Here is a 25,323-nt window from a genome sequence, read left to right as displayed (position 1 = left end):
TGACTAGAGGTGTAAAATGTATAGATTAAATCAAAAGGATTTTTTAAACTTTAGAGCAACTAAAGAAGTTAAGATAAATGAATACCTAAAGGAGTGTGGAGTATCCTCTCGCTTGATTAGAAAATCTGTTAATAGTGGAAGTATTTACCTAAATGGTAAAAGTGTTAAAACAAATAAAAGAATAAAATTAAATGATATAGTTTCCCTTAGATTTGAAGATGAAGTTCCAAATGGAAAAATTGAAAATAAAAATTTAGATATTTTATATGAAGATGAGGATTTGATTTTAATAAACAAGGAACCCTTTATGGTAACACACACTGCCAAGGACGACAGTGAGGGTACACTTCTTAATTATCTATGCGGATATTTTAAAGAAAATAATATAAATAGAAAAGTTAGATTTATAAATAGATTGGATAGAGATACATCGGGTATAGTTGTGGTCTCAAAAAATTCCTTTTCACAAGATAAAATCTCAAGGGAATTTAAAGAAAGCGTTGAGAAAAAATACTTGGCTATTTGCGAGGGTACTTTCAAGGAAAAAGAGGGAATAATTGACGCCCCTATTGCCAAAAGTGAAGACAATATTAAGCGAGAAATAAATTATGTAATTGGCAAAAAGTCCCTTACTTCCTATAAAGTTCTTAGGGAGTATAAAAACATGAGCCTTGTAATGTTAACACTTCACACGGGAAGAACACATCAGATAAGAGTGCATTTAAGTTATATTGGTCATCCAATTCTTGGAGATAGTCTTTATGGCAAAAGATCAGAACTTATAAATAGGCAAGCACTTCATTCCTACTCTTTAAAGCTTAAACTTCCAAGGAATAATAAAGAAATAGAAATATTTGCAAAGGTTCCCGGAGATTTTCATTTTTTTCCTGCTCTTTATTGAAAAAACAATTTCATTGAGTTATAATTTAATTAGGTAAATTCTGCGATGTGCGAAATAATCCTTTTTAATTCAACCGACAAATAGAACACGGGAAACTGTGTATCAGTGAGATATGACAAGCCGTCTTTGAGCGGAAGTCAGAAGACACTATCAAGTTTTTGACCCACCATGAAAATGGGCGGGGTGAATTAATTAGGTAACGGCATTGCGGTTTTTACTATTTATTTATAAATTTATTGTTTTTGAACACATTTTGATTGACTTTTAAATAAAAGGGGTAAAAAATTAGTAAATCAATAAATGAGGAGAGTTATTATGGGATTATTTGATTATTTAGAAGAAAAGCGCAACGAAGCAGCTAGAAGAAGAAGATTAAAGGATATTTCTAAAATAAGTACAGGTATTGCACTTGGAGCAATTGGTGGAATTTTATTTGCACCACAAGAGGGCAAAAAGACTCGTGAAGATATTGTGAACAAATCCAAGGAAGCAGCTAATCAAGCTATAAATGCAGCTAATGATGCAAGAGATACAATTGAATTTAAGGCATATCAAGCTGGCGAACAAGCTAAAAAAACTTACAATGATTTAAGAGATAGAGCTGTCCTTAAAAAATATGAATTTGACGAAGATGTTGAAGTAGCAAAAGCAAAAGCAAAGGCAATTGGTGAAGTTGTTAAAGCTGGAGCTGAAGATATTAAAAAAGATGTAAAAAACACAACTGAAGAAGTTAAAGGTACCGCTGATGATGTTAAAGAAGACTTAAAAGAAGGTGCAGAAGACATAAAGAGAGAGGTTAAAAAATCTTCTGAAAATGTAAAAGAAACTGTTGAGGAAACAAAAAACAAGGCAGAAAGAGAAGTTAATAGAAAATAAGATGGGAGGCATAAAATGTTAGAACAAGCATTTACAATAGGTGGCCTACTTAGTTTCTTATTATATGTAGCTGGGATAGCTGCACTTGTTGCACTATTTTTAGTGCTAATAAATGTTTTTAAAATTCTAAAAAATATCAATGAAATTGTTGAAAGAAACCAAGGTGAAATCGATCATACTATAAAAACACTTCCTTCAATAATGGACAATGCAAAGGATATTTCTACAAATGTAAATTCAATTTCAACTGATGCCACAAAGCTCGTAAATGACGTGAAGCCAGAAATCGAAAAAGTTGTAGCTACAGTTGGATCAGTTTCAGATACTGTCAATGGAATTACAAGAAAGGTCGATGATACATCTTTAAAAGTATCAAATACTGTTATGAATGTTTCGGATGTTATTTCTGATACGGCAAAAACTATTTCACTTAGTTCAAATAACGCCATCGACTATTTTTATATTATAAAAGAAGTTGCAAAGACACTTAAAGAAGTCTTTTTAAAATGATCTAGGGGACGGAGTTATTGCTTCGTCTTCTTTTATTTTCAAAGTATAAGAATCACTATCCATCTTATTTTGATATAATGATTCTTACATAAAAGGAGAAAAATGAAAAGAGTTAAGATAATTGCAAATCCCAATTCAGGGAGAGGTGCAGCTCTTGGCAAAATTTTAGAATTAGTTGAGTTAATGAGCCATGATAAATATGAAATTGAATTATTATTTACTCATGAAGAGGGTGATGGCAAGAACTTTGCTGCAAATTACACAGGAGAAGATTTTGTAATATGTAGCGGTGGCGATGGGACTGTAAATGAAGTTGTAAATGGAATATATCTTTCAAAGAGAGATACCCCTCTTGCAATTCTTCAAAGTGGAACTGTAAATGACTTTGCCAACGCACAAGGACTTCCAACTTCACCTTTTAAATTTTATCAAATGATAAAAAACTACAATGTAAAAACTATTGATCTGGGGCTTGCTGGTGATAGAGCCTTTATTAATGTAGCAGCAGGAGGTATGTTAACTGAAATCGCCTACACTGTTACAGCTGAAAAAAAAGCAAGTCTTGGCAATATGGCATATTATCTTGAAGGCGCCAGAGAGCTTTTGGAAAAGAGAATTTTCAAATATCAAAAGTCAATGAATTTGAGAGTTGAAAGTGAAGAAATGTCAGGAAATGTGGATGCACTTTTATTTTTAATAACTAACTCAACTTCAGTTGGTGGATTTAAAAAAATGGCGCCCTTTGCTGATGTTTCTGATGGATATTTAGATGTTTTAATTTTTAAGAAGATAAAAATTTCTGATGTGCCTGAACTTTTTGCATCCTTAGTAGGAGGAAAGCACTTAGATAATAATAAAATAATTTACCTAAAGACAAAGAATATAAGAATAGAATCAACTGACGATGTAACAATAGACGTTGATGGAGAAAAAACTTCAACACTGCCAATGAATTTCAAGGTGTTGGAAAATAGATTAAAAATAATAGTACCATAAGGAGGAAAATATGGCATCTACAATTAAAGATGTAGCAAAAATGGCAGATGTTTCCATTTCTACAGTATCGAGGGTAATTAATGACTCAAAACCCGTTAGCCCAGAGGCCCGAAGAAGAGTTTTGCACGCCATTGATGTTTTGGATTACAAGCCAAACGAAGTGGCTAGAAGTTTAGTCACAAAAAAATCTAACTTAATAGGCGTAATTGTAGAAGACATTGGCTCTAACTTTATTTCGCAGATTTTAAGAGGAGTGGAAGAAGTTGGAAGAATGTATAAATATGACATACTTTTATCAAGTTCCTATGGCGATGCTGAATCTGAAATGAAATTTGCAAACCTATTGGCACAAAAGCAAGTAGAAGGGATAATTGTAATTTCAAACCTTCACAACCCAAAACTTGAATACAAATTGGAAGAAAGCAAAATCCCTTATGTCATCATTAGCAATTTCTACGACGTAGAAAAATTCTCGGCAACAATAGATTACGAAAAAGCTAGCTATGACATGGTCAACTTGTTAATTGAAAAGGGTCATAAAAACATTGCATCTCTAGGAATTAGGAAGGATTACGATAGAACCTTTGAAAAGAAAAAAGTTGAAGGTTACAATAGAGCTATAGAAGAACATGGCTTAAAGAAAATCAATCTATTTGTAGAAGGTCGCAAAGCAAGCGATGTTGAAAAGGAAGAAGCACAAATTATTGAAGCAGTTAAAAAAGAAGGGGTTACAGCTTTTTTCACATCCTATGACACAATTGCAATTCACCTAATTAATTTGCTTTTAGACAATAATTATAAGACACCAAAAGATATTTCAGTAACAGGCTTTGGAGGATCTTATATTTCAGATATCTATAGACCAAAACTAACAACTGTAAAAATACCTTATTATGACATTGGCGCAGTTTCAATTAGAAAAATTTTAAAGAAAATAGCAAAAGAAGATAGCGACTTTTCAGAAAATGTAGTGCTTCCATTTGAAATTCTTGAAAGAGAAAGTGTAAAAAATTTAAATGACTAAAATCGCTATTGAATCAAATTGTGAAATTGTAAAAAGAGGACTTCAAAACATTTTAAAGGATTATGAAGTCCTTGATTATTATGAGGGAATAGACGAAGTTTTTGACCTTTTATTTTTTGAAGATGAAAACTTAGCCAAAAGAAGAGAATTAAAAATCAGAATAGTAAATGAAAAAGACCTTCCAATTAACATTGACTACTCTTTAATAAGTATAAGGACAAGTGAAAAAGAAATACTTGAAGCAGTAGAAAAAACTTTAAAGGGATATAACTATATAGAAAAGAGCCTTGATGAATTTAAAAAATATAGAAATAAAAAAATTAAAAACATAGAATCTCTTACAAAACGTGAAAAATACTTATTAGAAGAAATCTTAAAGGGCAAAACCAATAAGGATATTTCCAAGAAAATTTATATTAGCGATAAAACTATAAAAAACAATCTCACAGGACTATACAAAAAATTAAAAGTCAGTGGAAGAAGAGAAATTTTAAAAAATATAGTGAAATTTAATAAAAGTAATAGAGCATGGAAAAAGAAAATATTATTTTTAAATAGATAAGAGGAGAAATGGAAAAATATTTTTTATTGTACCTAATGTATTACTTTATCTATGCCTTTGTAGGTTGGGTTGTAGAAGTTAGTTATCACGCAGTAACAGTTGGAAAATTTATAAATAGAGGATTTTTATCAGGACCCTATTGCCCAATTTACGGCTTTGGCGCTATATCAGTAATATATTTTTTAACAGACATAGCAGAGAAAAATAAATTTGTGCTTTTCTTGGGTTCAATGTTAATTGCTACATTAATAGAGTTTTTGTCAGGATTTTTGCTAGAGAAAATATTTCACGAAAGATGGTGGGATTATTCAGACAGAAAACTAAATATAGGAGGTTATATTTGTCTTGAATTTTCGGTGATTTGGGGGATGTTTTGTTTTTTATTATACGAAGCAGTTCATCCAGTTGTAAGAAATTTAGTGGATTTAACACCTTTTGTCGCATTAAAATATTTGGATATAGGATTAGCGATAATAATGACAATAGATTTAATAGCTACAGTTAATACTATTATAGGATTAAACCAAAAGATGAAAACCATAGATAAGATTAGCAAAGATATAAGGAAAATATCAGACATGATAGGAATAAAAGTTTACGACAAAACTGTAGAGATCGAAAATAAACAAGAAGCCTTAAAAAATAAAGCAGAAATAGTAGAAATTGAAAGTAGAATAAAAGAACTAAGAGAAAAGAAAAAAGTATTAGGAGAAAGAAGACTATTAAGAGCCTATCCAAATTTAACTAAAAGACTAGAGGATACACAAAGAAATTATGAAGAGTTAAAACAAAGAATAAAGGATCAATACAGCAATACTAATAAAAGGGAAAATTAAAAAAACGACATAAAAATTTAGAAAAAATATTGACAAGTAAAAATTAAAATAGTATTATATAACAGTTGTCGAAAAAAATAACTGTTATTTTTTTAATAAAAAGTATAAAACGGTTGACAAGATAGTTTGAAAATGATAAACTATAAAAGTTGTCACTTGAGGCAACAAAAACTTTTGTAAAAGTTGAGTAAAAAAGAATTTGAAAAAATGTAAAAAAATACTTGACAAAAAAACCTTACAAGAGTACAATAAATAAGCTACTTCAAAAGAGTAGCAAGAAACATGATAATTAAATAGTGTGAAGATAAAAGATTCATAAAGAATCAAGATTCGTAAAAGAATCACAAAGCAAACCAGAAATTCGTTTAGTTGAAAAAACAAATGAGTCATACAAATTTTAATTGAGAGTTTGATCCTGGCTCAGGACGAACGCTGGCGGCGCGCTTAACACATGCAAGTCGAGCGATGAAATTTTAGCAACTTTCTTCGGGAAGAAGCAAAAATGGATTAGCGGCGGACGGGTGAGTAACACGTGAGTAACTTACCTTAGACATTGGGATAGCCTCGGGAAACTGGGATTAATACCAAATAAAATCATAGAAGCACATGCAACAATGATCAAAACTCCGGTGGTCTAAGATGGACTCGCGTCCCATTAGCTAGTTGGTAAGGTAAAGGCTTACCAAGGCGACGATGGGTAGCCGGCCTGAGAGGGTGAACGGCCACATTGGAACTGAGAAACGGTCCAAACTCCTACGGGAGGCAGCAGTGGGGAATATTGCACAATGGAGGGAACTCTGATGCAGCGACGCCGCGTGAACGAAGAAGGCTTTCGAGTCGTAAAGTTCTTTTATATGGGAAGATAATGACGGTACCATAAGAAAAAGCCCCGGCTAACTACGTGCCAGCAGCCGCGGTAATACGTAGGGGGCTAGCGTTGTCCGGAATCACTGGGCGTAAAGGGTTCGCAGGCGGAAATGCAAGTCAGGTGTAAAAGGCAGTAGCTTAACTACTGTAAGCATTTGAAACTGCATATCTTGAGAAGAGTAGAGGTAAGTGGAATTTTTAGTGTAGCGGTGAAATGCGTAGATATTAAAAAGAATACCGGTGGCGAAGGCGACTTACTGGGCTCATTCTGACGCTGAGGAACGAAAGCGTGGGTAGCAAACAGGATTAGATACCCTGGTAGTCCACGCTGTAAACGATGAGTGCTAGGTGTCGGCAGAAGTCGGTGCCGCAGTTAACACAATAAGCACTCCGCCTGGGGAGTACGTGCGCAAGCATGAAACTCAAAGGAATTGACGGGGACCCGCACAAGCAGCGGAGCATGTGGTTTAATTCGAAGCAACGCGAAGAACCTTACCAGGGCTTGACATACTGAGGACAAGTATAGAGATATACCGTCTTTTTCGGAAGCCTCAATACAGGTGGTGCATGGTTGTCGTCAGCTCGTGTCGTGAGATGTTGGGTTAAGTCCCGCAACGAGCGCAACCCTTATCTTTAGTTGCCAGCATTTAGGATGGGGACTCTAAAGAGACTGCCGATGACAAATCGGAGGAAGGTGGGGATGACGTCAAATCATCATGCCCTATATGTCCTGGGCTACACACGTGCTACAATGGGAGGTACAAAGGGAAGCGAAATAGAGATATTAAGCAAACCTCAAAAAGCCTCTCTCAGTTCGGATTGTACTCTGCAACTCGAGTACATGAAGATGGAGTTGCTAGTAATCGCAGATCAGAATGCTGCGGTGAATGCGTTCCCGGGTCTTGTACACACCGCCCGTCACACCATGGGAGCTTGTAATACCCGAAGCCTGTGAGCAAACCGCAAGGGAGCAGCAGTCGAAGGTAGGATAAGTGACTGGGGTGAAGTCGTAACAAGGTAGCCGTATCGGAAGGTGCGGCTGGATCACCTCCTTTCTAAGGAAAGAAAATCTTCACACTATTTTAATTATATATGGGGGTATAGCTCAGTTGGGAGAGCGCCTGCCTTGCAAGCAGGAGGTCAGGAGTTCGAATCTCCTTATCTCCACCAGACTAACAAAAAAGTTAGTTAAAACTTCTCGCAAAGAGAAGAGAAGCATAACAACTTAAAACTAATCAAAATTTCAAAAAAAACAATGAACTGGAAAAACAGAAATGTTTAAAACAAAGGTCAAGTTAAGAAGAGCACTAGGAGAATGCCTAGGCACCAAGAGGCGAAGAAGGACGTGACAAGCTGCGAAAAGCTACGGGTAGGAGCAAATATCCGAAGAACCGTAGATATCCGAATGGGGAAACCCACCTCGTAAGAGGTATCCCATACCCAATAAATAAGTATAGGAAGCGAACCAGGTGAACTGAAACATCTAAGTAACCTGAGGAAAAGAAAGAAAACTCGATTCCCAAAGTAGCGGCGAGCGAACAGGGAAGAGCCCAAAGTGCAGAAAGAAAAAATAGCCAGTCGAATCATCTGGGAAGAAGAACCAAAGAGGGTAAAAGTCCCGTAGACGAAAGCGAAGATATCTAGCACAAAAGAGTACCACAGAACACGAGGAATTCCGTGGGAATATGGGGGGACCACCCCCTAAGGCTAAATACTACTTGGTGACCGATAGCGAACAAGTACCGTGAGGGAAAGGTGAAAAGAACCCGAGAGGGGAGTGAAAAAGAATCTGAAACCTAGTGTTTACAAGCAGCGAAAGTAGACAAGAACTACGATCGCGTACTTTTTGTAGAACGGGCCAGCGAGTTACGATTATTAGCAAGGTTAAACATTACAGATGTGGAGCCGAAGCGAAAGCGAGTCTAAAGAGGGCAAAAGTTAGTAGTCGTAGACCCGAAACCGTGTGATCTATCCATGGGCAGAGTGAAGTTGAAGTAAAATTCAATGGAGGCTCGAACCGGGTAGCGTTTAAAAGCTATCGGATGACCTGTGGATAGGGGTGAAAAGCCAAACGAACACGGAGATAGCTGGTTCTCCTCGAAATAGCTTTAGGGCTAGCCTCTAGATAAGTGAAAAGGGGTAGAGCACTGAATGGTCAAGGGGCATGCATATGTTACCAAGACCTATCAAACTCCGAATACCATATCACAAACTAGGGAGTCAGACTATGTGGGATGAGCTTCATAGTCGAAAGGGAAAGAGCCCAGACCATCAGCTAAGGTCCCAAAATAATAGTTAAGTGGGAAAGGATGTGGAGTTACTGAGACAACTAGGATGTTGGCTTAGAAGCAGCCACTCATTTAAAGAGTGCGTAATAGCTCACTAGTCAAGTGACTCTGCGCCGAAGATAACCGGGGCTAAACTATATACCGAAGCTATGGAACGTCAAACGTTGGTAGAGGAGCAATGTATGAAGGAAGAAGCAAAAGGCGAAAGCCATTGTGGACAACATACAAGAGAGAATGCTGGCATGAGTAGCGAGAGGTGAGTGAGAATCTCACCCGTCGAAAACCTAAGGATTCCTGAGCAAGGCTCGTCCACTCAGGGTAAGTCGGGACCTAAGGCGAGGCTGAAAAGCGTAGTCGATGGACAACAGGTGGAAAATCCTGTACCGATACAATCGTTAAAAAGGAAGTGGGGACGCAGGAGGATAATAAGAGCGCCCAGTTGGTGAGGCGTGCAAGCGCAAAGTCTGAAAAGTAGGCAAAACCGCTTTTCGAAAAAGATGAAGCGTGATGCGGATCGAAAACAAGTAGAGAAGCTTAAGACTCCACACTGCCAAGAAAAGCCACTACAAGAGAAGTATCGCCCGTACCGCAAACCGACACAGGTAGGTGAGGAGAGAATCCTAAGACGAGCGGAAAAACCTTTGTTAAGGAACTCGGCAAAATGACCCCGTAACTTCGGGAGAAGGGGAACCCCTGTAAAAGGGGGTCGCAGTGAAAAGGCCCAAGCGACTGTTTACCAAAAACACAAGTTTCTGCTAAGTTGAAAAACGAAGTATAGGAGCTGACACCTGCCCGGTGCTGGAAGGTTAAGGGAAAGAGTAAGCGCAAGCGAAGCTTAGAACTGAAGCCCCAGTAAACGGCGGCCGTAACTATAACGGTCCTAAGGTAGCGAAATTCCTTGTCGGGTAAGTTCCGACCCGCACGAAAGGTGTAACGATTTGGGCACTGTCTCAACAAAGGATCCGGTGAAATTGTAGTAGCGGTAAAGATGCCGCTTACCCACGACAGGACGGAAAGACCCCGTGGAGCTTTACTGTAGGCTGAGATTGAATTTTGGGATTAAATGTACAGAATAGGTGGGAGGCAAAGAATAAGGTACGCCAGTATCTTAGGAGCCGCCGTTGGGATACCACTCTTTTAATGCTAGAATTCTAACCTAACCCCATGAATCTGGGGAAGGGACACTCTCAGTTGGACAGTTTGACTGGGGCGGTCGCCTCCGAAAGAGTAACGGAGGCGTTCAAAGGTTCCCTCAGCACGGATGGAAATCGTGCGAAGAGTATAAAGGCAGAAGGGAGCTTAACTGCGAGACCAACAAGTCGAGCAGATGCGAAAGCAGGACTTAGTGATCCGGTGGTACCGAGTGGAAGGGCCATCGCTCAACGGATAAAAGCTACCCCGGGGATAACAGGCTTATCTCCCCCAAGAGTCCACATCGACGGGGAGGTTTGGCACCTCGATGTCGGCTCGTCTCATCCTGGGGCTGAAGTAGGTCCCAAGGGTTGGGCTGTTCGCCCATTAAAGAGGCACGCGAGCTGGGTTCAGAACGTCGCGAGACAGTTCGGTCCCTATCCGTCGTGGGCGTAGGAAATTTGAGAGGAGCTGTCCTTAGTACGAGAGGACCGGGATGGACAAACCGCTGGTGAACCAGTTGTACTGCCAAGTGCATAGCTGGGAAGCTAAGTTTGGAAGGGATAAGAGCTGAAGGCATCTAAGCACGAAGCCCCCCTCGAGATGAGATTTCCCTCGAAAGATAAGACCCCTTGAAGAAAACGAGGTAGATAGGCTCAAGGTGTAAGTGTAGCAATACATTAAGCTAGCGAGTACTAATAGGTCGAAGACTTGACCAAAAAGGAAAGGCGATTAGTTTTAAGGAATCTGGTGAGAATAGGACAATGGACACACCTGTAACCATGCCGAACACAGAAGTTAAGCATTAGTCCGCTGATGGTACTTGGTTGGCAACGACCTGGGAGAGTAAGTTATCGCCAGTTAAAAAGTCTATTGATGCAAGATCTTCTTTATCAATAGACTTTTTATTTTAAATACTCCTTTTAAAATTAGTAAAATATTTTGCTTTAATTATTCCACAATGAGTTATCTCATTACATATTAAAGATAGAAAGATCTTCCTTAGTTGGAAGATTTTTTTATTGGTAATTTTAATATTTTTAGGGTATTTATTTACAAGGTGATTATATGTTAAATAGAATAATAAAAATTTTTTCTATTATTTTTATTATTATAGTGATTTTATTTGTTTCTATACATGTCTATTTTTCTCCAACGCCAAATTTTATGAGAAATAATTCCATTAATGGTGTTAAGATAAGTATTCAGGTTTCCAATGATGATAGAAAACCCATTGTAAGGACTTTTAAAAAATCAGAATATGAAAATATGCCTGAAAATAAGATTATGAGAGTAAAAGATAAGATTGATGGAAGGATAGAGGGGGATATTACTTCTATTCATTTAAATAAGGATAGTAAAATTTATTTTACTTTTGAAAAAGATGGGAAGATTTATTATCCTGAAACTCCAAAAATTAGAATTAATGCTCATGCTTCTAGTTATAAGGACAAAAATAAAAAGCGCATTATAGAGGGAGAACTTGATAGGCTTGATGATGGTACTTATTTTTATGAAACTAAAAGGTATAGCACGCAATATGAAAAATATTTTATGGAGTATCTTATAGTGGAGATTTATTATACTATTGATGATGTGGACTATGTTTCTATCTTTGGAACTTTCCAAAACAATGCAAATGATGGTACAGATTTTTTTGATAATGAATATTTAGAAGAGCCAATTCCACCGGAAACTAAATAGAAAAAAAAGGCCTCAGTAAATTCACTGAGGTTTTTATAAAAATTTAAAATTGTGTAAATTACTTTAAGTCAAATAAAATTATTTTATTTGAAGCTAAGGATTTTTTTATGTCGATAATCCTTTGGTTTGAGGAGCCACGAAATCTAAGACTCAAGTCTTTTAAGTTTTCAACAAATTTACCATCGACTAAGACATCACATTCTTTTAGTAGATTTGTTTTGTTTTCGTTCTTTAATATTTCTTCGTAAGTATATCCAGAGAAGATCCAAATTCCCTTTTGGACTTCTTTTTTATGTCTTTAACTACTTTTAAGAGATCTACTTCATTTTGAAAGGGCTCACCTCCAAGTAGGGTAAGCCCCTTTACTTCATCTAGTTTCAAATATTCAATTACTTCTCTTGTTTCTTTATCAGTCCAGATTTTTCCGTAATTAAAATCTTGATATTCTTTGTTAAAACAGTTGTAACAATTGTGAGTGCAACCTGTGACGAAAATTGTGCTCCTAATCCCAGGTCCATTTGCAACATCATACTTTCTTATTTGTGCATAATTCATTAGATGTGTAGCACCCTTGCGTTAATTTCCTTTGTGCGTCCTTCGTTCCAGAAATTTTCACCAAGGTAACCACAAGTACGTCTTACGACGCTTAGTGTGGATCTATCTGTGTTATGACATTGTGGACATTCCCAATCGCCATGTTCGTTTAGTTTTATTTCGCCATCAAAGCCACATTCAGAGCAGTAGTCAGATTTTGTGTTAAATTCTGCATATTGAATGTTGTCGTAGATAAATCTTACGATAGTTTCAAGTGCTTCTAAATTGTGTCCCATGTTTGGAATTTCTACATAAGAGATACATCCACCAGTGGATTTATCTTGGAACTTTGCTTCAAAGGCGAATTTTTCAAAAGCAGAAATTTTTTCACGAACATCAACGTGGAAGGAATTGATATAATAACCTTTATCAGTTACATTTTCTATTATTCCAAATCTTTCTTTATCGATATTTGCAAATCTTTGTGTAAGTGATTCTGCAGGAGTTGCGTAAAGTGTAAATTTAATTCCATATTCTTCTGTCCATTTTTTTACAGCGGCGTTAAGTGCATCCATTATTCTCATAGCAAAGGCATAGCCCTTTTTGTCTGTATGACTTACACCTTTAGTTAAAATAGTTGCTTCATAAATTCCAATGTAGCCGAGGGAAACTGTGGAATAGCCATTTAATAAAAGTGGTGCAATGGACTCGTGTTTTCCCAGTCTTGCAATGGCACCATGTTGCCAATGAATTGGGGATGAATCGCTAGTAACTTTTTTTAAATGCTCATAGCGAAGTAGTCCAACTCTTTTGACAAGGTCTAGTCTTTTTTCCAAAATTTCAAAGAATTTTTCTTCGTCGCCACCTGCTAAAATTCCAATTTGAGGTAAGTTTATAGAGCAAGCGCCCATGTTAAATCGGCCTTCAAATTTGTAATTGCCCTTTTCATCCTTGTATGGAGGAAGGAAAGCTCGGCAGCCCATTGGAGAAAATACATTGCCTTCGTAATTTGCACGCATTTTCTTTGCAGAGATGTAGTCAGGGTACATTCTCTTTGCAGTACATCTAATGGCGAGGGAAGTCAAATAATAATATTTTGAGTCCTTGTTAATATTATTTTCGTCGAGAACATAAATTAATTTTGGAAAAGCTGGAGTTACATATACTCCTGCATCGTTTTTTATGCCTTGAATTCTTTGCTTTAAAATTTCTTCGATTATCTTGGCAACTTCGTCAACATAGGGATCATTGTCTTCAAGCCACATGAAAAGTGTTACGAAAGGTGCTTGACCATTTGAAGTCATGAGAGTATTTATTTGATATTGAATAGTTTGAATGCCACTTTCAAGATCCTTTTTAGTCATTCTATTTGCCATTTTTTCGGCAAGTTCAATGTCGCCTAAAGTATCAAGTGCTAAATTTAAATTCTTTTCATAGGATCTTCTTAGGTATTTGCCGAGACAAGAGATATTAATACTTTGTCCGCCATATTGGTTTGATGCAATTTGTGCAATAATTTGTGTCATAACATTGCAGGCAACTTGGAAGGATTTTGGAGTTTCGATCATCTTGCCATTGACAACAGTTCCATTGTCAAGCATGTCCTTCATATTTACTAGACAGCAGTTAAAAATAGGTTGGATAAAATAATCCATGTCGTGAATGTGAATAGCACCAGATTCATGTGCTTCAACTAAATCGGCAGGGATCATTTTTCTCTTTGCAATGTCCTTTGATACTTCTCCGGCAATTAAATCTCTTTGAGTAGATGCAATAATTGCATTTTTATTTGAATTTTCATCCATTAAATCTTCGTTGGTCTCGTTTAATAGACCGAGGATATCTTCATCAGTAGTATTTTGTTCGCGTTTATATTGTTGAACAGATTTGTAAGATTCATAGGATCTTGCAGTGGCAGGATTGTCATTTTGAATTAAACGGTAATAAACTTCACTTTCTATGTCGTAGATTGAAAGAGGAAGTTCCTTTTGGTTTGCAAGGGCTTCAATTTCCTTTGCAATTTCTAGCGCTTGATTTTCTACATATACGCCAGAACTTGAGTGCATGGCTTTTTCTATGGCGATTATGATTTTATTTCTATCAAAATCAACCTTTTTGCCATTTCTCTTAATAACTTGTGGCATTTTACTCATCCTTTCTTTTAAATATGTAATATTTTCCATAAAATTATTTTAAATAAAATTTAAAAGCAAAAGAATTTTCTTTTGCGAATACATAAATTATACAACATATTGTGTGATTTGTAAATCAAAATCTACTATATACAGTATGTATACGAAGATTATAGTTTTAGAAGATCTTGATTTTAAGATGTTTGTAGTTAATGATATAATGAAATTAATATTTATAGGAGGTTCTATGTTAAAAATATTTACAGATGTACTGGACCCCTTTTTGTGGGGATTTATTCCAATTTTGCGAAAATTTGAAAGAAAATATAAAAATTTTAGTTATAAATTTGTAATGGGCGGATTAATAGGAAATTATGAAGAGTTTTTGCCACAAAATTTTAGAGAAAAAAATTCTGTGGAACTTGGAAACAAAATTTTATACGATATGTATAGGGCTACGGCGACGGTAACAAATATGCCGGGCTTTGCAAGAGTGCCTAAGCTTTTTACTGAGGAATATAAATCAAGTTATCCTTTAGATAAATATTTTTTAGCCTTTAAAGAGTTAGACGAGAAATCTTCAAAGGACTATATGAGAAAAATTTTAGAAGAGGCAATAATATTTGGGAAAAACATATATGAATTAGATGTGCAAAGAGAAATTTTAAAAGAATTTGAAGTTGATTTTGATGAATTTGTCTTTAATTATGAAAATAGTCATGAAATCTTTTTAGAAAATAGAATGGAAGCCTTTGATTACAGAATAAAGAAACTGCCGGGATTTTTGATTACAGAAAATCATAGAGTTCTACAAAATATTATGAAATTCGATAGAGTTGAAGAGTTCATTTTAGAAAATCTGGAGCTTGAAGAGATTCAAGGGAATTTAAGTGAAGAAGAAAAAATTTTAGATTATATAAAATCCTATGATTTAGTTTTAAAAAATGAAATTAAAATTATTTTTGGCGAAAATAAATTAGAGGCTCTCATTAGCAGTGGAAAGATTAAGTTAGAAAATATAAATAATTTTGAAATTTTAAAAATAAAGTGATTTTAGAGAATGGTTTATTTGAATATTTAATCTAATAATAAATATTATTAGATCAACAGTTGATTTTCTTAATTATTCTTTTAGTACAATGGTTTTATATAAAATTTTTAAGGTGATTAGATTAAAAAATTAATAATTGTTATGTGAAAAATTCATAGTAGATAATTCACTTGTTTTAAAGGATGAAAAATTACTTTCTCATAAGGAAATATTTAATCTAATGCTTAAAGATGGTTTTACAAAAAAAGATATTAGAAATTTTTGGAGAAAAGCAAAGGAAAAATCTAGATCAGCTAGAGATATATGATGCACAACTATTACAGGATACTAAATGTATCAAGGGCATATAACCTAGAATTAAGTTTTACATTTAAGTAGATGGTACTCGTTATTAATATAATATAAAATAATAAGCTAGTGATAGAAATTTTTATCACTAGCTTATTATTATTTATTTCTTAGAAATTCGTCAATAGATTTTGCGGCATTTTTCCCTGCGCCCATGGCAAGTATTACTGTGGCAGAGCCAGTTACTGCATCTCCGCCGGCAAAAATTTCTTCTCGAGAAGTTTGTGATTCTTCATTTACAATAATTCCGCCCCATTTTGCAATTTCTAGATTTTTTGTAGTTGAAGAAATAAGAGGATTTGGATTTGTGCCAAGTGCCATAATGACAGTTTCAAATTTCTCTTCGTATTCGCTACCCTCTATTGGGACTGGTCTTCTTCTGCCAGATGAGTCAGGTTCTCCTAATTCATTTCTAACGCATTTAAGGGATTTAACCCAGCCTTCGTCGTCACCAATAATTTCAACGGGAGCAGTTAGCATTTCAAATTTGATTCCTTCTTCTTTAGCGTGGTGAACTTCTTCAACTCTCGCAGGAAGTTCTTTTTCAGTACGTCTATATACAATTGAAACATCAGCTCCAAGTCTTTTTGCAACTCTTGCAGCGTCCATTGCGACATTTCCACCGCCAACTACTGCAACTTTTTCGCCAACATTTACTGGAGTGTCGTATTCTTCGTCAAAGGATCTCATTAAATTGTTCCTTGTCAAAAATTCATTTGCAGAATAAACTCCATTTAAGTTTTCTCCAGGAATATTCATAAATTTAGGAAGACCTGCACCCGATCCAATGAAGACTGCTTCGTAACCTTCTTTTATAATGTCGTCAATAGTCATAGTTCTGCCAATTACAAAGTTATTTTCGATTTTTACGCCGAGATTTTTAATATTTTCTACTTCGTATTCAACAACTTCGTCTGGAAGTCTAAATTCAGGTATTCCATAAATTAAAACTCCGCCAGATTGTTGCAAAGCTTCAAAAATTGTAACGTCATAGCCCATCTTTGCAAGTTCTCCTGCACAAGTAAGTCCAGCAGGACCTGCACCAACTATAGCAACTTTTTTGTTTAGTTTTTTAATATCACCACTGTCTTTAATCTGGTGACGTCTTGCATAATCAGCTGCAAATCTTTCAAGCTTACCAATGGATACGGAGTCGCCTCGATTTGCAAGGATACATCTTTCTTCGCATTGAGTTTCTTGAGGACAAACTCTACCACATACTGCAGGAAGAGAAGTATAAAGTGAAAGAACTTTGTAAGCTTCCTTGAAATTCCCATTGGCTATTTCTTTAATAAAGCCAGGGATGTCAATAGAAACTGGGCAGCCTCCAACGCATCCAGGGTTTTTACAATTAAGACATCTGCTCGCTTCTTCTACGGCTTCCTCTGCAGTGTAGCCAAGACATACTTCTTTAAAGTTTTTATTTCTTTCATCAGGTGCTTGTTCAGAAATTGGAACTCTTTTAAATCTATCTTTAGCTTTTTTTATTGTAAAGTTTTCGATAGTTTCGCCTTCTAAATTTTTATCTTGTACAGATTTTTCTGCCAAGTGATCAGATATGGCAAGGTCCATTGTGCAGTGGTGGTCTGCAATTGCTTTAGTTTTTTTGTTATTTACATATTGTCTTTGCCTTTTCATTGCAGAATCAAAGTCAACTAAGTGACCGTCAAATTCTGGTCCATCGACGCAGGCAAATTTAGTTTTGCCGCCAATGCTTACACGACAAGCCCCACACATTCCAGTTCCGTCCACCATAATTGGATTTAGGGAAACTGTAGTAGGCAGATTATATTTTTTTGTAGTTAAACATACAAATTTCATCATAATCATAGGTCCAATGGAAACTACATGATCGTATTTTTTATTTTCATTTTCAACTAGGTCCACGATTTTATCAGTTACTAAACCTTTAAAACCGTAACTTCCGTCATCTGTGGCTATGTATAAATTATCACAGACAGATTTAAGCTCATCTTCTAAGATTACAAATTCCTTTGACTTTGCTCCAATAATAATATCGCAGCTAAGACCCTTTTCTTTAAAAAACTTTGCCTGAGGATAAACTGGAGCAGTTCCAACACCACCGGCAACGAATAAATATTTTTTATCTTTTAAATTTTCAAGGGGCATGTCGCAAAAATCGGATGCGTGACCAAGGGGGCCAACGAAATCCTTAAAGCTTTCGCCCTCTTCAAAGGATACAATTTTTTTGGTAGATTCTCCCGAAGCTTGTACAACTATTTGAACACTTCCCCTTTCTACATTGTAATCTGAGATTGTAAGAGGAATTCTCTCGGAATATTTGTCTGCAATTAAAATAATAAACTGACCTGGTTTTGCAGAAGCTGCAATTTTAGGTGCATAAATGTCAAATAAATAAATATTTGGCGCAAGTAATTTTTTTCTTAAAATTTTTGGCAAAATAATCACACTCCACAATTATTATAGCATAAGGGAAATTAAGGTAAAAGGAATTTAAAATGTTAGGATTATTTATTTAAAATATACTTTTTTGTTATAAAGGGTAAAAAATATTTACTAAAGTAAAAATTTAAAGTATATTATATTTAAGGTGATTGAAATGAGGAAATTTTCAAAAGAAATAAGAAAAGTCGTGATAAAAGTTGGGTCCTCTTCTATTACTCACGACAATGGAAAGATAAATCTACAAAAAATCGATGAACTTTGTTATGAAATTGCAAACTTAAAAAATAGAGGAATAGATGTTATTTTAGTATCTAGTGGTGCTATTGCAGCAGGTCGTGCGAAATTAAATTTAAAAGAAAGGCCAAGGGAAACTTCCGATAAACAAGCTGCTGCAGCAGTGGGTCAAGTTGCACTTACAAATATTTACGATAGATCTTTAATTAGCTATGGCTACAACTCTGCGCAAATTCTTTTAACTAGACAAATAGAAAAAGATGACGAGATGAGAATTAATGCAAAAAATACTTTTGAAAAATTGCAGGGGATGAATGCCATACCGATAATAAATGAAAACGACACAATTTCTACTTACGAAATAAAATTTGGCGACAATGATACATTATCTGCTGTGATTGCGAGAATTACAGAGGCAGATCTTCTCATTATGCTAACAGATATTGAGGGACTTTATACTGACGATCCGAGAAAAAATAGCGAGGCAAAGATTATTCGTGAAGTTAAAGACATAAGTAATGTGGAAGGAATGGCAAAGGAAACAAAGTCCAATGTTGGCACAGGAGGAATGTTCACAAAAATCAAGGCGGCAAAGCTTGCCATGGAAAAGAATATCGAAGTTGTAATCGCATCTGGTGAAAATATGAAGATAATTAGAGATATAGTTAAAGGAGAAGAAATTGGAACCTATTTTAAGTGTTAAGGAATTAGGGGAAATAGCAAAGGAAGCTTCCTATAAATTAAAAAAATTAAATACAGAAGAAAAAAATAAAATGTTAGCTTCAATTAAGAAGTCACTTTTGTCTGAAAGTGAAAATATATTAAGGGCAAATGAACTGGATATAAAAAAGGGTAGAGAAAATAATATGCCAGAAGGTCTAATAGATAGACTTCTTTTAAATAATGCAAGAATAGAAGCTATGGCAAAATCTATTGACGATGTAATCGACTTTAAGGATCCAGTGGGAAGGGTATTGTCAATGGAAAAAAATTATGCGGGACTTTTAATTGGAAAGAAAACTGTTCCCATGGGAGTTATTGCAATAATTTACGAATCAAGACCAAATGTAACACTAGATGCTTCAATTTTGTCGCTTAAAGCATCTAGTGCCATAATTCTTCGTGGAGGCAAGGAATCTATAAATTCAAATATTGCAATAGCAGATGCAATTAGACTTGGGATAAAAAATTCAGGTTATGATGAAAATTTCGTCCAAATTGTAAAGGACACATCTAGAGAGTCTTCAAGAGAACTTATGCAATTAAAGGGATATATAGATCTTTTGCTCCCAAGGGGATCGGCATCCTTAATTAGTTCCGTCGTGGAAAATGCAAAAGTTCCTGTAATTGAAACTGGAGTGGGGAATTGCCATATATATGTAGACGATGAAGCGGACATTGAAAAGGCAGTAAAGATCATAGAAAATGCAAAGACACAAAGGATTGGCGTGTGCAATGCCATGGAATCACTTGTGTTAAATGAAAATCTTTCAGATAAATTTTTTGAAATGTTAAATGAAGTTGTAGAAAAATATAATATAAAAGTTCATGCAGATGAAAAATCTATTTCAAAATTTAAAAATGCAGAAGCTGTAACTGAAGATGACTTTGGAAGGGAGTACTTAGACTACGAATTTTCTGTAAAGACAGTTTCCAATGTTGATGAAGCAATTCAACATATTACAAAATATTCAACGGGGCATTCTGAAGCAATACTAACAAAATCCTATGAAAGAGCAATGAAATTTTTGGAAGAAGTGGACTCAGCTTGTGTCTATGTAAATGCATCAACAAGGTTCACAGATGGTGGAGAATTTGGAAAAGGTGCAGAACTTGGCATCTCAACACAAAAACTTCACGCTAGAGGACCAGTTGGATTGGAAGAACTTGTAAGCTACAAATATATAGTATTTGGGCATGGCGAGTTTAGAAGATAATATTTCTTAAAAATATTTGTTAGAGATTTTATTTTCCAAGAGATATTAAGAGTCAACAAAAACCGACACTTATTTTTTAAGATAAATGTCGGTTTTATTTTATATAGAACTCTTATGCATTTACAAACTACGAAATATATCTATGGGCAGAATTAAAATCAATAAGAATTAGTATAATAAATATATTGTTCTCTTCCATTATTCCAAATTTCTTATCCTATCAATAAGATTGTTTTTGCTGTGCCTTTCATAGAACTTACCAGTAAATATTATCCCGATAATTATATTTATAATATTTACGAGAATAAGCGGCATAATCACGAATTTATAGGAAGTCCATTTAGTCTGTGCCATGAAATCTACTAATATAAATTTATTTACAAGAAGCATAATGAGAAAAGAAAATATTAAGCCACAAAAAGAGTAAATCAAATTCTTTTTCACCAAATATTTTTTAATATTTTTCTTTGTCATTCCAATTGCTTCAAGGATTGACAAGTTGACCATATTTTTTAAAATTTCAGTAGCAATAACGTTAATAAAGTTAAGCACCGATATTAAGAACAATACTATAGATAAGCTGTAGCCAGCAAATTCTATTAGGCTTTTGAATTCCGTTGTAGATTTGATCTGAAGGTCTCTTGAATCATAGGAAAAGTCTGGCTCATTTTCAAAAGTTTTTAATAGATTATCAAAATTTTCCTTTTCAATATCCTCCACATCAAATCCATAGGACATTATACTTTGATCTCTTGTGAGCTCTCTATACTCATTCGGATTCATATAAATATATTCCAAACCTAAAGTAGGACTAGATTCGTCGTTTATATCTTCCTTAATTACAGGGAAATATCTAAGTCCATTGGAAAAATTATATTCAACCTTGCCCATCACTTGGACTTCTTTGACTTTATTTTTGACATTAATCTTTATTTTATCGCCAGCTTTAAATGCAGATTTTTTATCTCCATATTCTCCTATAATAACATAATTTCCTGTTTGCCATTTTTCTTTATCAAACTCTCCATCTATGAATTTTTGTTTGTCTATTAGATATTCATCTATACCAAATAAAATTGGTGCAACTTTTTTGTCCTCTATTTTAATATCTGGATAATCGTACTCATAACCATAATAGTATAAGGCGCCCCCACCCTTAAAACCCTTATAGCTTTCTATTTCATCAATAAACTTTTTCTCAATTCCTTCTTCACTACCTAAATACATATATCTAAAATATTTTGGGCTTGCTATATTATAGTCCGTTACGATTACATCAGAAATTCCCTTTTCTAAATCAATATTGCCGGTATAAGTTAAAACGCTATTTAAAATAACTGCCGATAGACTTATAGAAAGAACAATTGAGATAAATCTAAATTTATTTGAGAAAACCTCTCTTCTAGCAAGCTTTCCCAGAGAAATATTTTCACTTTTATATTTCTTTTTTATCGTGGTTTCGTTGTATTTGCTGGCATCTATTGGAGAAACTTTTGCTGCATATCTTGCAGGTCTCATCACCGATAGAAATACAGTAAGCAAAGTAAAGGCTGTCGAAAATACTATAATTAAGATTATTACCATGAGCGATAATTTTACATCCGTTAACATCTCATTATTTGCAAATATTTTATTTAAAATAATTTTTCCGATAGAAATTCCTACTAAATCTCCAACTAATATTGACGGAAGTGCGACTGCTAAAGACTCAAGATGAATAAGCCTTTTGATTTGTGGCTTTGTCATTCCAATTGTTTTTAAAAGTCCCAGAAGTTTAATATCTTCATTTACGGATATCTTAAAAATATTATTTATTATCAAATATCCCGCGACTATTACCAAAATCAAAAAAGATAAGAAGGGTAGAAATGTTTTAAAATCAAAACTAGAATCACCAGATAAAAGATAGGCAAAGTTAACACCAGTTCTTATTTCTTTGTCGGATAGATTTCCAGGGTCATCTACCACTTTATAACCATTTCTCTCTGCAATTTTTATAAGTTTATCCCTTATCATAAAGGAATTCTTTAGCATTACTTCCACGTCATTATTATTTTCTGGAAGGGATAATTTGTCTACATAAGCTTTTGATAAATAGATTTGTCCTACACCAACGTTGGAGTCAATAGGATTTTGAAAAGTCCCCGATATAATAAATTTATCACTTTTCTTTTCAATAATCTCTCCTGTGTAAGGTTTTTCTATTTTAAAAGGAATTTCTATCTCTTCTCCAATTTCTCCTTTATAACCTAACTTTTTTGCAGTTGCTATATCTATAAATACTTGGTTTTCTTTTTCTGGAAACTTCCCCTTAACTTTTTCTATTAGAGACCATTCAAATCCTTTTTTGTCCATATAGGATAGTTCTGCACTTATTTTTTCATCATCAAGTATTCCAACTTTCTCTCTTACTGAAAAATCCTTTACATCCTTATCTTGAGTTAATATTTCTACATCTTCGTCAGAAATATCTTTAAAAGAACCATGGCTGATTGTACCAATAGTTTTCATCCTTTGGGTTTCCATGCTTTTTCCTAAACCTAAGGCTACGGAAAACAGACTTGTAAATAGTATAGAAGTCAAAGCAATGGCAATTAAGAGAATATTTCTCCTATTTTTATTCGCATTTAAAATGTTTTTTGCAAGCCTCCTTATATAAGCTTTATTTTTGACTTTCATTATCTACCACCAATTTTCCATCTTCAATTCTTATAACTTTATTTGCCGCTTGAGCCACGGAATCATCGTGAGTAATCATAAGAATAGTATTTCCAAGCTCTTTATTAATCTTTTTTAATAAATAAACAACTTGTGAAGATGATTTTGAGTCCAAATTTCCTGTAGGCTCATCAGCTAGAATTATAGATGGTTTAGTGACCAAGGCTCTTGCTATGGCAACTCTTTGCTGTTGACCACCCGATAATTCATTGGGCATTTTATTTTTTTGATCGCTAATCTCTAGAATATCCATTACATATTGGGCATATTTTTTATCAACCTTGTCGCCGTCAAGACCAAAGGGAATAATTATGTTTTCATATACATTTAGCATGGGTAAAAGATTATATGCTTGAAAGACAAAACCAATATTTCTTCTTCTAAAGATGGTTCTCTCATCATCCTTTAAAGCATAAATATCTGTATCATCAATTATAACTTTACCACTTGTGGGATAATCGAGTCCTCCCATTAAATGTAATAGGGTAGACTTCCCCGAACCAGATGCTCCGATTATAGAGATAAATTCTCCCTTTTCAACAACGAAAGATACACCATCGAGAGCTCTTACCTCAACCTCATTAGTTTTATAATATCTTTTTAAATTTTCAACTTTTAACATATCTATCACCTCTTTACATTTAATATAACATCCTCATCTTACAAAACACTTACAAGACTTCTTACAGTTTTGTAAGAAAAAAGACTTCTCACAAGGGGAAGTCTACTGAAAACTTTATTTTATTTTCCTTCAAAGATGCCTTTATATTTCCGCCATGTTTCTCTATAATTTCTTTGGCTATAAAAAGTCCTAAACCAAGTCCATCTTTATAGACTGAATTTCTTCCTCTATAAAACCTTTCAAATATTTTAGGCAAAGTTTCTTCTGATAAGTCTATGCACTTATTTTCTATGTCTAGATTATAATTTAGATAAGATTTATAAACTGAAATATTAATATTTGTGCTATTTGGCGAATATTTTATGGCATTGTCAACTAAATTGTGGATAGCTTCTTTGAGCCATCTTTCGTCTAAATCGAAAATTAAGTCTTCATCTTTTAAAGTAATTTTTATATCTTTTTCCCTTAATAGGGCTTTAAATTCTTCTAGAACATCCCTTACTAAATCTTTTAAATTTGCTGGATTTTTTTGCAAAACTATAATATCAGATTCAAGCCTAGAAGATTTTACGAGGGTATCAATCAAAAATTTTAATTTATCTAATTCATACTTAATAATCTCAATATACTCATCTTTTGGATTATCTTCTAAAAGACTAATATATAACGAAAGATTGGTTATTGGCGTCTTGGTTTGATGAGATATATCTGCTATTAAATTCTTTGTTTTATTTTTTTCTGTATTGATTTTCACTTCTTTTACCTGACTTGCATATAAAAATTTAATGAGTTTTGATTTTATTTTAGAAAGTTCCTTCTCATCGAATTTAGTAATTTCTAAATTTCCATCTATTGCATCATCAATATAATCTGAAAATTCACGCACCTCATTTCTCAAGACAATATATTTATATAAAAGAATTCCAATTATAAGAGCTAAAAGACCTATTAAAATTGCCATTTATATCCAACTCCAAAGACTGTCCCTATAGGGTCATAGGGTTTTAACTTATTTCTGATTCGAGAAATATTGACGCTCAAAGTATTTTGATCAATAAATTCATCATCTATTCCCCAAACAAAATCAAATAGCAATTCTTTAGTTATAACCTGAGACTTGTTTTTTATTAGATAGTACAAAATTTTTGCCTCCGTCCTTGTGAGTTCTATATTTTTATCATCCACATAGAAAGTATTTTCATTGAAATTAAAATCTAGACCATCTTTTTTAAAAAGGTTTAAATCACAAGACGCTATCTTTTCGAAGGTTCTTTTTATTTTTGCTTCTAAGATTCCCAAAGAAAAAGGTTTTGTTAGATAATCGTCTGCACCTAACTCAATTGAGGAGATGATATAGGCTTCTAAATTTATAGCTGACAACACAATTATTGGAATTGTGGAAATCTTTCTTGTATATTTTATTATTTCAAGACCATCCCCATCGGGCAAATTCATATCAAGTAAAATCAAATCAGAATCATCAATAAAATTTTGGGCATCATTTATAGTAAATGTAGAAATGACTTCATAATTTTTTTCTAAAGCTATGGATAAGCCTTTATTTAGATGTTTGTCATCCTCTATTATTAATATCTTTTTCATAGCTTTCCTCCTCATATTAATTT

The 25,323-nt window shown here is 34.3% G+C and carries 18 protein-coding genes, 1 tRNA gene, 3 rRNA genes, 1 other RNA gene and 1 pseudogene; 17 read left to right on the top strand and 7 right to left on the bottom strand.

What is annotated here, in order from left to right:
- Positions 1–16: 16 nt before the first annotated feature.
- From BIV18_RS04635 to BIV18_RS04575, 13 genes are all read left to right on the top strand, one after another.
- Positions 17–901: an RluA family pseudouridine synthase gene (locus tag BIV18_RS04635; protein ID WP_075659507.1), complete on the top strand. Its 885-nt coding sequence runs from the start codon at positions 17–19 to the stop codon at positions 899–901.
- A 34-nt stretch (positions 902–935) separates the two neighbouring features.
- Positions 936–1,119, top strand: a non-coding RNA gene (gene ssrS / locus BIV18_RS04630) — 6S RNA.
- Between the two features lie 97 nt (positions 1,120–1,216).
- On the top strand, positions 1,217–1,777 hold the full coding sequence (locus BIV18_RS04625) for a YtxH domain-containing protein (protein WP_075659506.1): 561 nt from the start codon (positions 1,217–1,219) through the stop codon (positions 1,775–1,777).
- Positions 1,778–1,792: 15 nt separating this feature from the next.
- The gene (locus BIV18_RS04620; RefSeq protein ID WP_075659505.1) at positions 1,793–2,287 is read left to right on the top strand and encodes a hypothetical protein; all 495 of its coding nucleotides are present in this window, start codon (positions 1,793–1,795) and stop codon (positions 2,285–2,287) included.
- A 102-nt stretch (positions 2,288–2,389) separates the two neighbouring features.
- The gene (locus BIV18_RS04615; RefSeq protein ID WP_075659504.1) at positions 2,390–3,283 is read left to right on the top strand and encodes a diacylglycerol/lipid kinase family protein; all 894 of its coding nucleotides are present in this window, start codon (positions 2,390–2,392) and stop codon (positions 3,281–3,283) included.
- Positions 3,284–3,293: 10 nt separating this feature from the next.
- Entirely contained in the window at positions 3,294–4,307 is a 1,014-nt protein-coding gene (locus tag BIV18_RS04610; protein ID WP_075659503.1) for a LacI family DNA-binding transcriptional regulator, read from the top strand.
- Positions 4,300–4,869 carry a LuxR C-terminal-related transcriptional regulator gene (locus BIV18_RS04605; RefSeq protein WP_075659502.1) on the top strand — a complete coding sequence of 190 codons (570 nt, stop codon included), beginning with the start codon at positions 4,300–4,302 and terminating at the stop codon, positions 4,867–4,869. The genes BIV18_RS04610 and BIV18_RS04605 overlap by 8 nt, the downstream gene beginning before the upstream one ends.
- Before the next feature lie 8 nt (positions 4,870–4,877).
- Entirely contained in the window at positions 4,878–5,705 is an 828-nt protein-coding gene (locus BIV18_RS04600) for a putative ABC transporter permease (protein ID WP_075659501.1), read from the top strand.
- A gap of 397 nt (positions 5,706–6,102) precedes the next feature.
- Positions 6,103–7,627 (top strand): 16S ribosomal RNA (locus BIV18_RS04595).
- A gap of 39 nt (positions 7,628–7,666) precedes the next feature.
- Positions 7,667–7,742: transfer RNA gene (locus tag BIV18_RS04590), tRNA-Ala, on the top strand.
- Positions 7,743–7,860: 118 nt separating this feature from the next.
- Positions 7,861–10,710, top strand: a 23S ribosomal RNA gene (locus BIV18_RS04585).
- A gap of 27 nt (positions 10,711–10,737) precedes the next feature.
- Positions 10,738–10,854 (top strand): 5S ribosomal RNA (gene rrf, locus BIV18_RS04580).
- The 16S, 23S and 5S rRNA genes sit together here with 1 tRNA gene alongside, the layout of an rRNA operon.
- Before the next feature lie 205 nt (positions 10,855–11,059).
- Entirely contained in the window at positions 11,060–11,695 is a 636-nt protein-coding gene (locus BIV18_RS04575) for a hypothetical protein (RefSeq protein WP_075659500.1), read from the top strand.
- 58 nt (positions 11,696–11,753) lie between these two features.
- Here BIV18_RS04575 and nrdG read toward each other — a convergent pair.
- Positions 11,754–12,250, bottom strand: a pseudogene (nrdG, locus tag BIV18_RS04570) (anaerobic ribonucleoside-triphosphate reductase activating protein).
- A complete protein-coding gene (nrdD, locus tag BIV18_RS04565) occupies positions 12,250–14,373 on the bottom strand; it encodes an anaerobic ribonucleoside-triphosphate reductase (protein WP_075659499.1) in 2,124 nt (707 codons plus the stop codon). The pseudogene nrdG and the gene nrdD overlap by 1 nt, the downstream one beginning before the upstream one ends.
- A 235-nt stretch (positions 14,374–14,608) precedes the next feature.
- Between nrdD and BIV18_RS04560 the strand changes: the two genes are divergently transcribed.
- Together BIV18_RS04560 and BIV18_RS10635 are read left to right on the top strand one after the other, a co-directional pair.
- Positions 14,609–15,412 carry a thioredoxin domain-containing protein gene (locus tag BIV18_RS04560; protein WP_075659498.1) on the top strand — a complete coding sequence of 268 codons (804 nt, stop codon included), beginning with the start codon at positions 14,609–14,611 and terminating at the stop codon, positions 15,410–15,412.
- 136 nt (positions 15,413–15,548) lie between these two features.
- The gene (locus tag BIV18_RS10635; protein WP_178385769.1) at positions 15,549–15,719 is read left to right on the top strand and encodes a hypothetical protein; all 171 of its coding nucleotides are present in this window, start codon (positions 15,549–15,551) and stop codon (positions 15,717–15,719) included.
- Positions 15,720–15,859: 140 nt separating this feature from the next.
- On the opposite strand, the gene BIV18_RS04555 is transcribed toward BIV18_RS10635, so the two are convergent.
- Positions 15,860–18,181: a bifunctional dihydroorotate dehydrogenase B NAD binding subunit/NADPH-dependent glutamate synthase gene (locus BIV18_RS04555; protein ID WP_075659497.1), complete on the bottom strand. Its 2,322-nt coding sequence runs from the start codon at positions 18,179–18,181 to the stop codon at positions 15,860–15,862.
- A gap of 160 nt (positions 18,182–18,341) precedes the next feature.
- On the opposite strand from BIV18_RS04555, the gene proB reads away from it, so the two are divergent.
- Positions 18,342–19,124: a glutamate 5-kinase gene (gene proB / locus BIV18_RS04550; RefSeq protein WP_075659496.1), complete on the top strand. Its 783-nt coding sequence runs from the start codon at positions 18,342–18,344 to the stop codon at positions 19,122–19,124.
- A complete protein-coding gene (locus tag BIV18_RS04545) occupies positions 19,102–20,358 on the top strand; it encodes a glutamate-5-semialdehyde dehydrogenase (protein WP_075659495.1) in 1,257 nt (418 codons plus the stop codon). Before proB ends, BIV18_RS04545 begins: the two co-directional genes overlap by 23 nt.
- A gap of 198 nt (positions 20,359–20,556) precedes the next feature.
- Here BIV18_RS04545 and BIV18_RS04540 read toward each other — a convergent pair whose 3' ends face one another.
- From BIV18_RS04540 to BIV18_RS04525, 4 genes are all read right to left on the bottom strand, one after another.
- Positions 20,557–23,037, bottom strand: a complete 2,481-nt coding sequence (locus tag BIV18_RS04540; protein ID WP_075659494.1) for an ABC transporter permease — start codon at positions 23,035–23,037, stop codon at positions 20,557–20,559.
- A complete protein-coding gene (locus BIV18_RS04535) occupies positions 23,021–23,698 on the bottom strand; it encodes an ABC transporter ATP-binding protein (protein WP_075659493.1) in 678 nt (225 codons plus the stop codon). The genes BIV18_RS04540 and BIV18_RS04535 overlap by 17 nt, the downstream gene beginning before the upstream one ends.
- An 88-nt stretch (positions 23,699–23,786) precedes the next feature.
- The gene (locus BIV18_RS04530; RefSeq protein WP_075659492.1) at positions 23,787–24,659 is read right to left on the bottom strand and encodes a sensor histidine kinase; all 873 of its coding nucleotides are present in this window, start codon (positions 24,657–24,659) and stop codon (positions 23,787–23,789) included.
- Positions 24,647–25,300, bottom strand: a complete 654-nt coding sequence (locus BIV18_RS04525) for a response regulator transcription factor (protein ID WP_075659491.1) — start codon at positions 25,298–25,300, stop codon at positions 24,647–24,649. The genes BIV18_RS04530 and BIV18_RS04525 overlap by 13 nt, the downstream gene beginning before the upstream one ends.
- Positions 25,301–25,323: the final 23 nt, after the last annotated feature.

The organism is Peptoniphilus grossensis (assembly GCF_001940285.1).
GTDB lineage: Bacteria > Bacillota > Clostridia > Tissierellales > Peptoniphilaceae > Peptoniphilus_A > Peptoniphilus_A faecalis.
This window is presented reverse-complemented; position numbering and strand designations above follow the sequence as displayed.

Coding starts and splice junctions, on each gene's coding strand:
- BIV18_RS04575 (WP_075659500.1), top strand. CDS start 11,060: ATGTTAAATAGAATAATAAAAATTTTTTCTATTATTTTTATTATTATA.
- BIV18_RS04560 (WP_075659498.1), top strand. CDS start 14,609: ATGTTAAAAATATTTACAGATGTACTGGACCCCTTTTTGTGGGGATTT.
- BIV18_RS04605 (WP_075659502.1), top strand. CDS start 4,300: ATGACTAAAATCGCTATTGAATCAAATTGTGAAATTGTAAAAAGAGGA.
- proB (WP_075659496.1), top strand. CDS start 18,342: ATGAGGAAATTTTCAAAAGAAATAAGAAAAGTCGTGATAAAAGTTGGG.
- BIV18_RS04620 (WP_075659505.1), top strand. CDS start 1,793: ATGTTAGAACAAGCATTTACAATAGGTGGCCTACTTAGTTTCTTATTA.
- nrdD (WP_075659499.1), bottom strand. CDS start 14,373: ATGCCACAAGTTATTAAGAGAAATGGCAAAAAGGTTGATTTTGATAGA.
- BIV18_RS04535 (WP_075659493.1), bottom strand. CDS start 23,698: ATGTTAAAAGTTGAAAATTTAAAAAGATATTATAAAACTAATGAGGTT.
- BIV18_RS04530 (WP_075659492.1), bottom strand. CDS start 24,659: ATGGCAATTTTAATAGGTCTTTTAGCTCTTATAATTGGAATTCTTTTA.
- BIV18_RS04615 (WP_075659504.1), top strand. CDS start 2,390: ATGAAAAGAGTTAAGATAATTGCAAATCCCAATTCAGGGAGAGGTGCA.
- BIV18_RS04635 (WP_075659507.1), top strand. CDS start 17: ATGTATAGATTAAATCAAAAGGATTTTTTAAACTTTAGAGCAACTAAA.
- BIV18_RS04625 (WP_075659506.1), top strand. CDS start 1,217: ATGGGATTATTTGATTATTTAGAAGAAAAGCGCAACGAAGCAGCTAGA.
- BIV18_RS04540 (WP_075659494.1), bottom strand. CDS start 23,037: ATGAAAGTCAAAAATAAAGCTTATATAAGGAGGCTTGCAAAAAACATT.
- BIV18_RS04525 (WP_075659491.1), bottom strand. CDS start 25,300: ATGAAAAAGATATTAATAATAGAGGATGACAAACATCTAAATAAAGGC.
- BIV18_RS04600 (WP_075659501.1), top strand. CDS start 4,878: ATGGAAAAATATTTTTTATTGTACCTAATGTATTACTTTATCTATGCC.
- BIV18_RS04610 (WP_075659503.1), top strand. CDS start 3,294: ATGGCATCTACAATTAAAGATGTAGCAAAAATGGCAGATGTTTCCATT.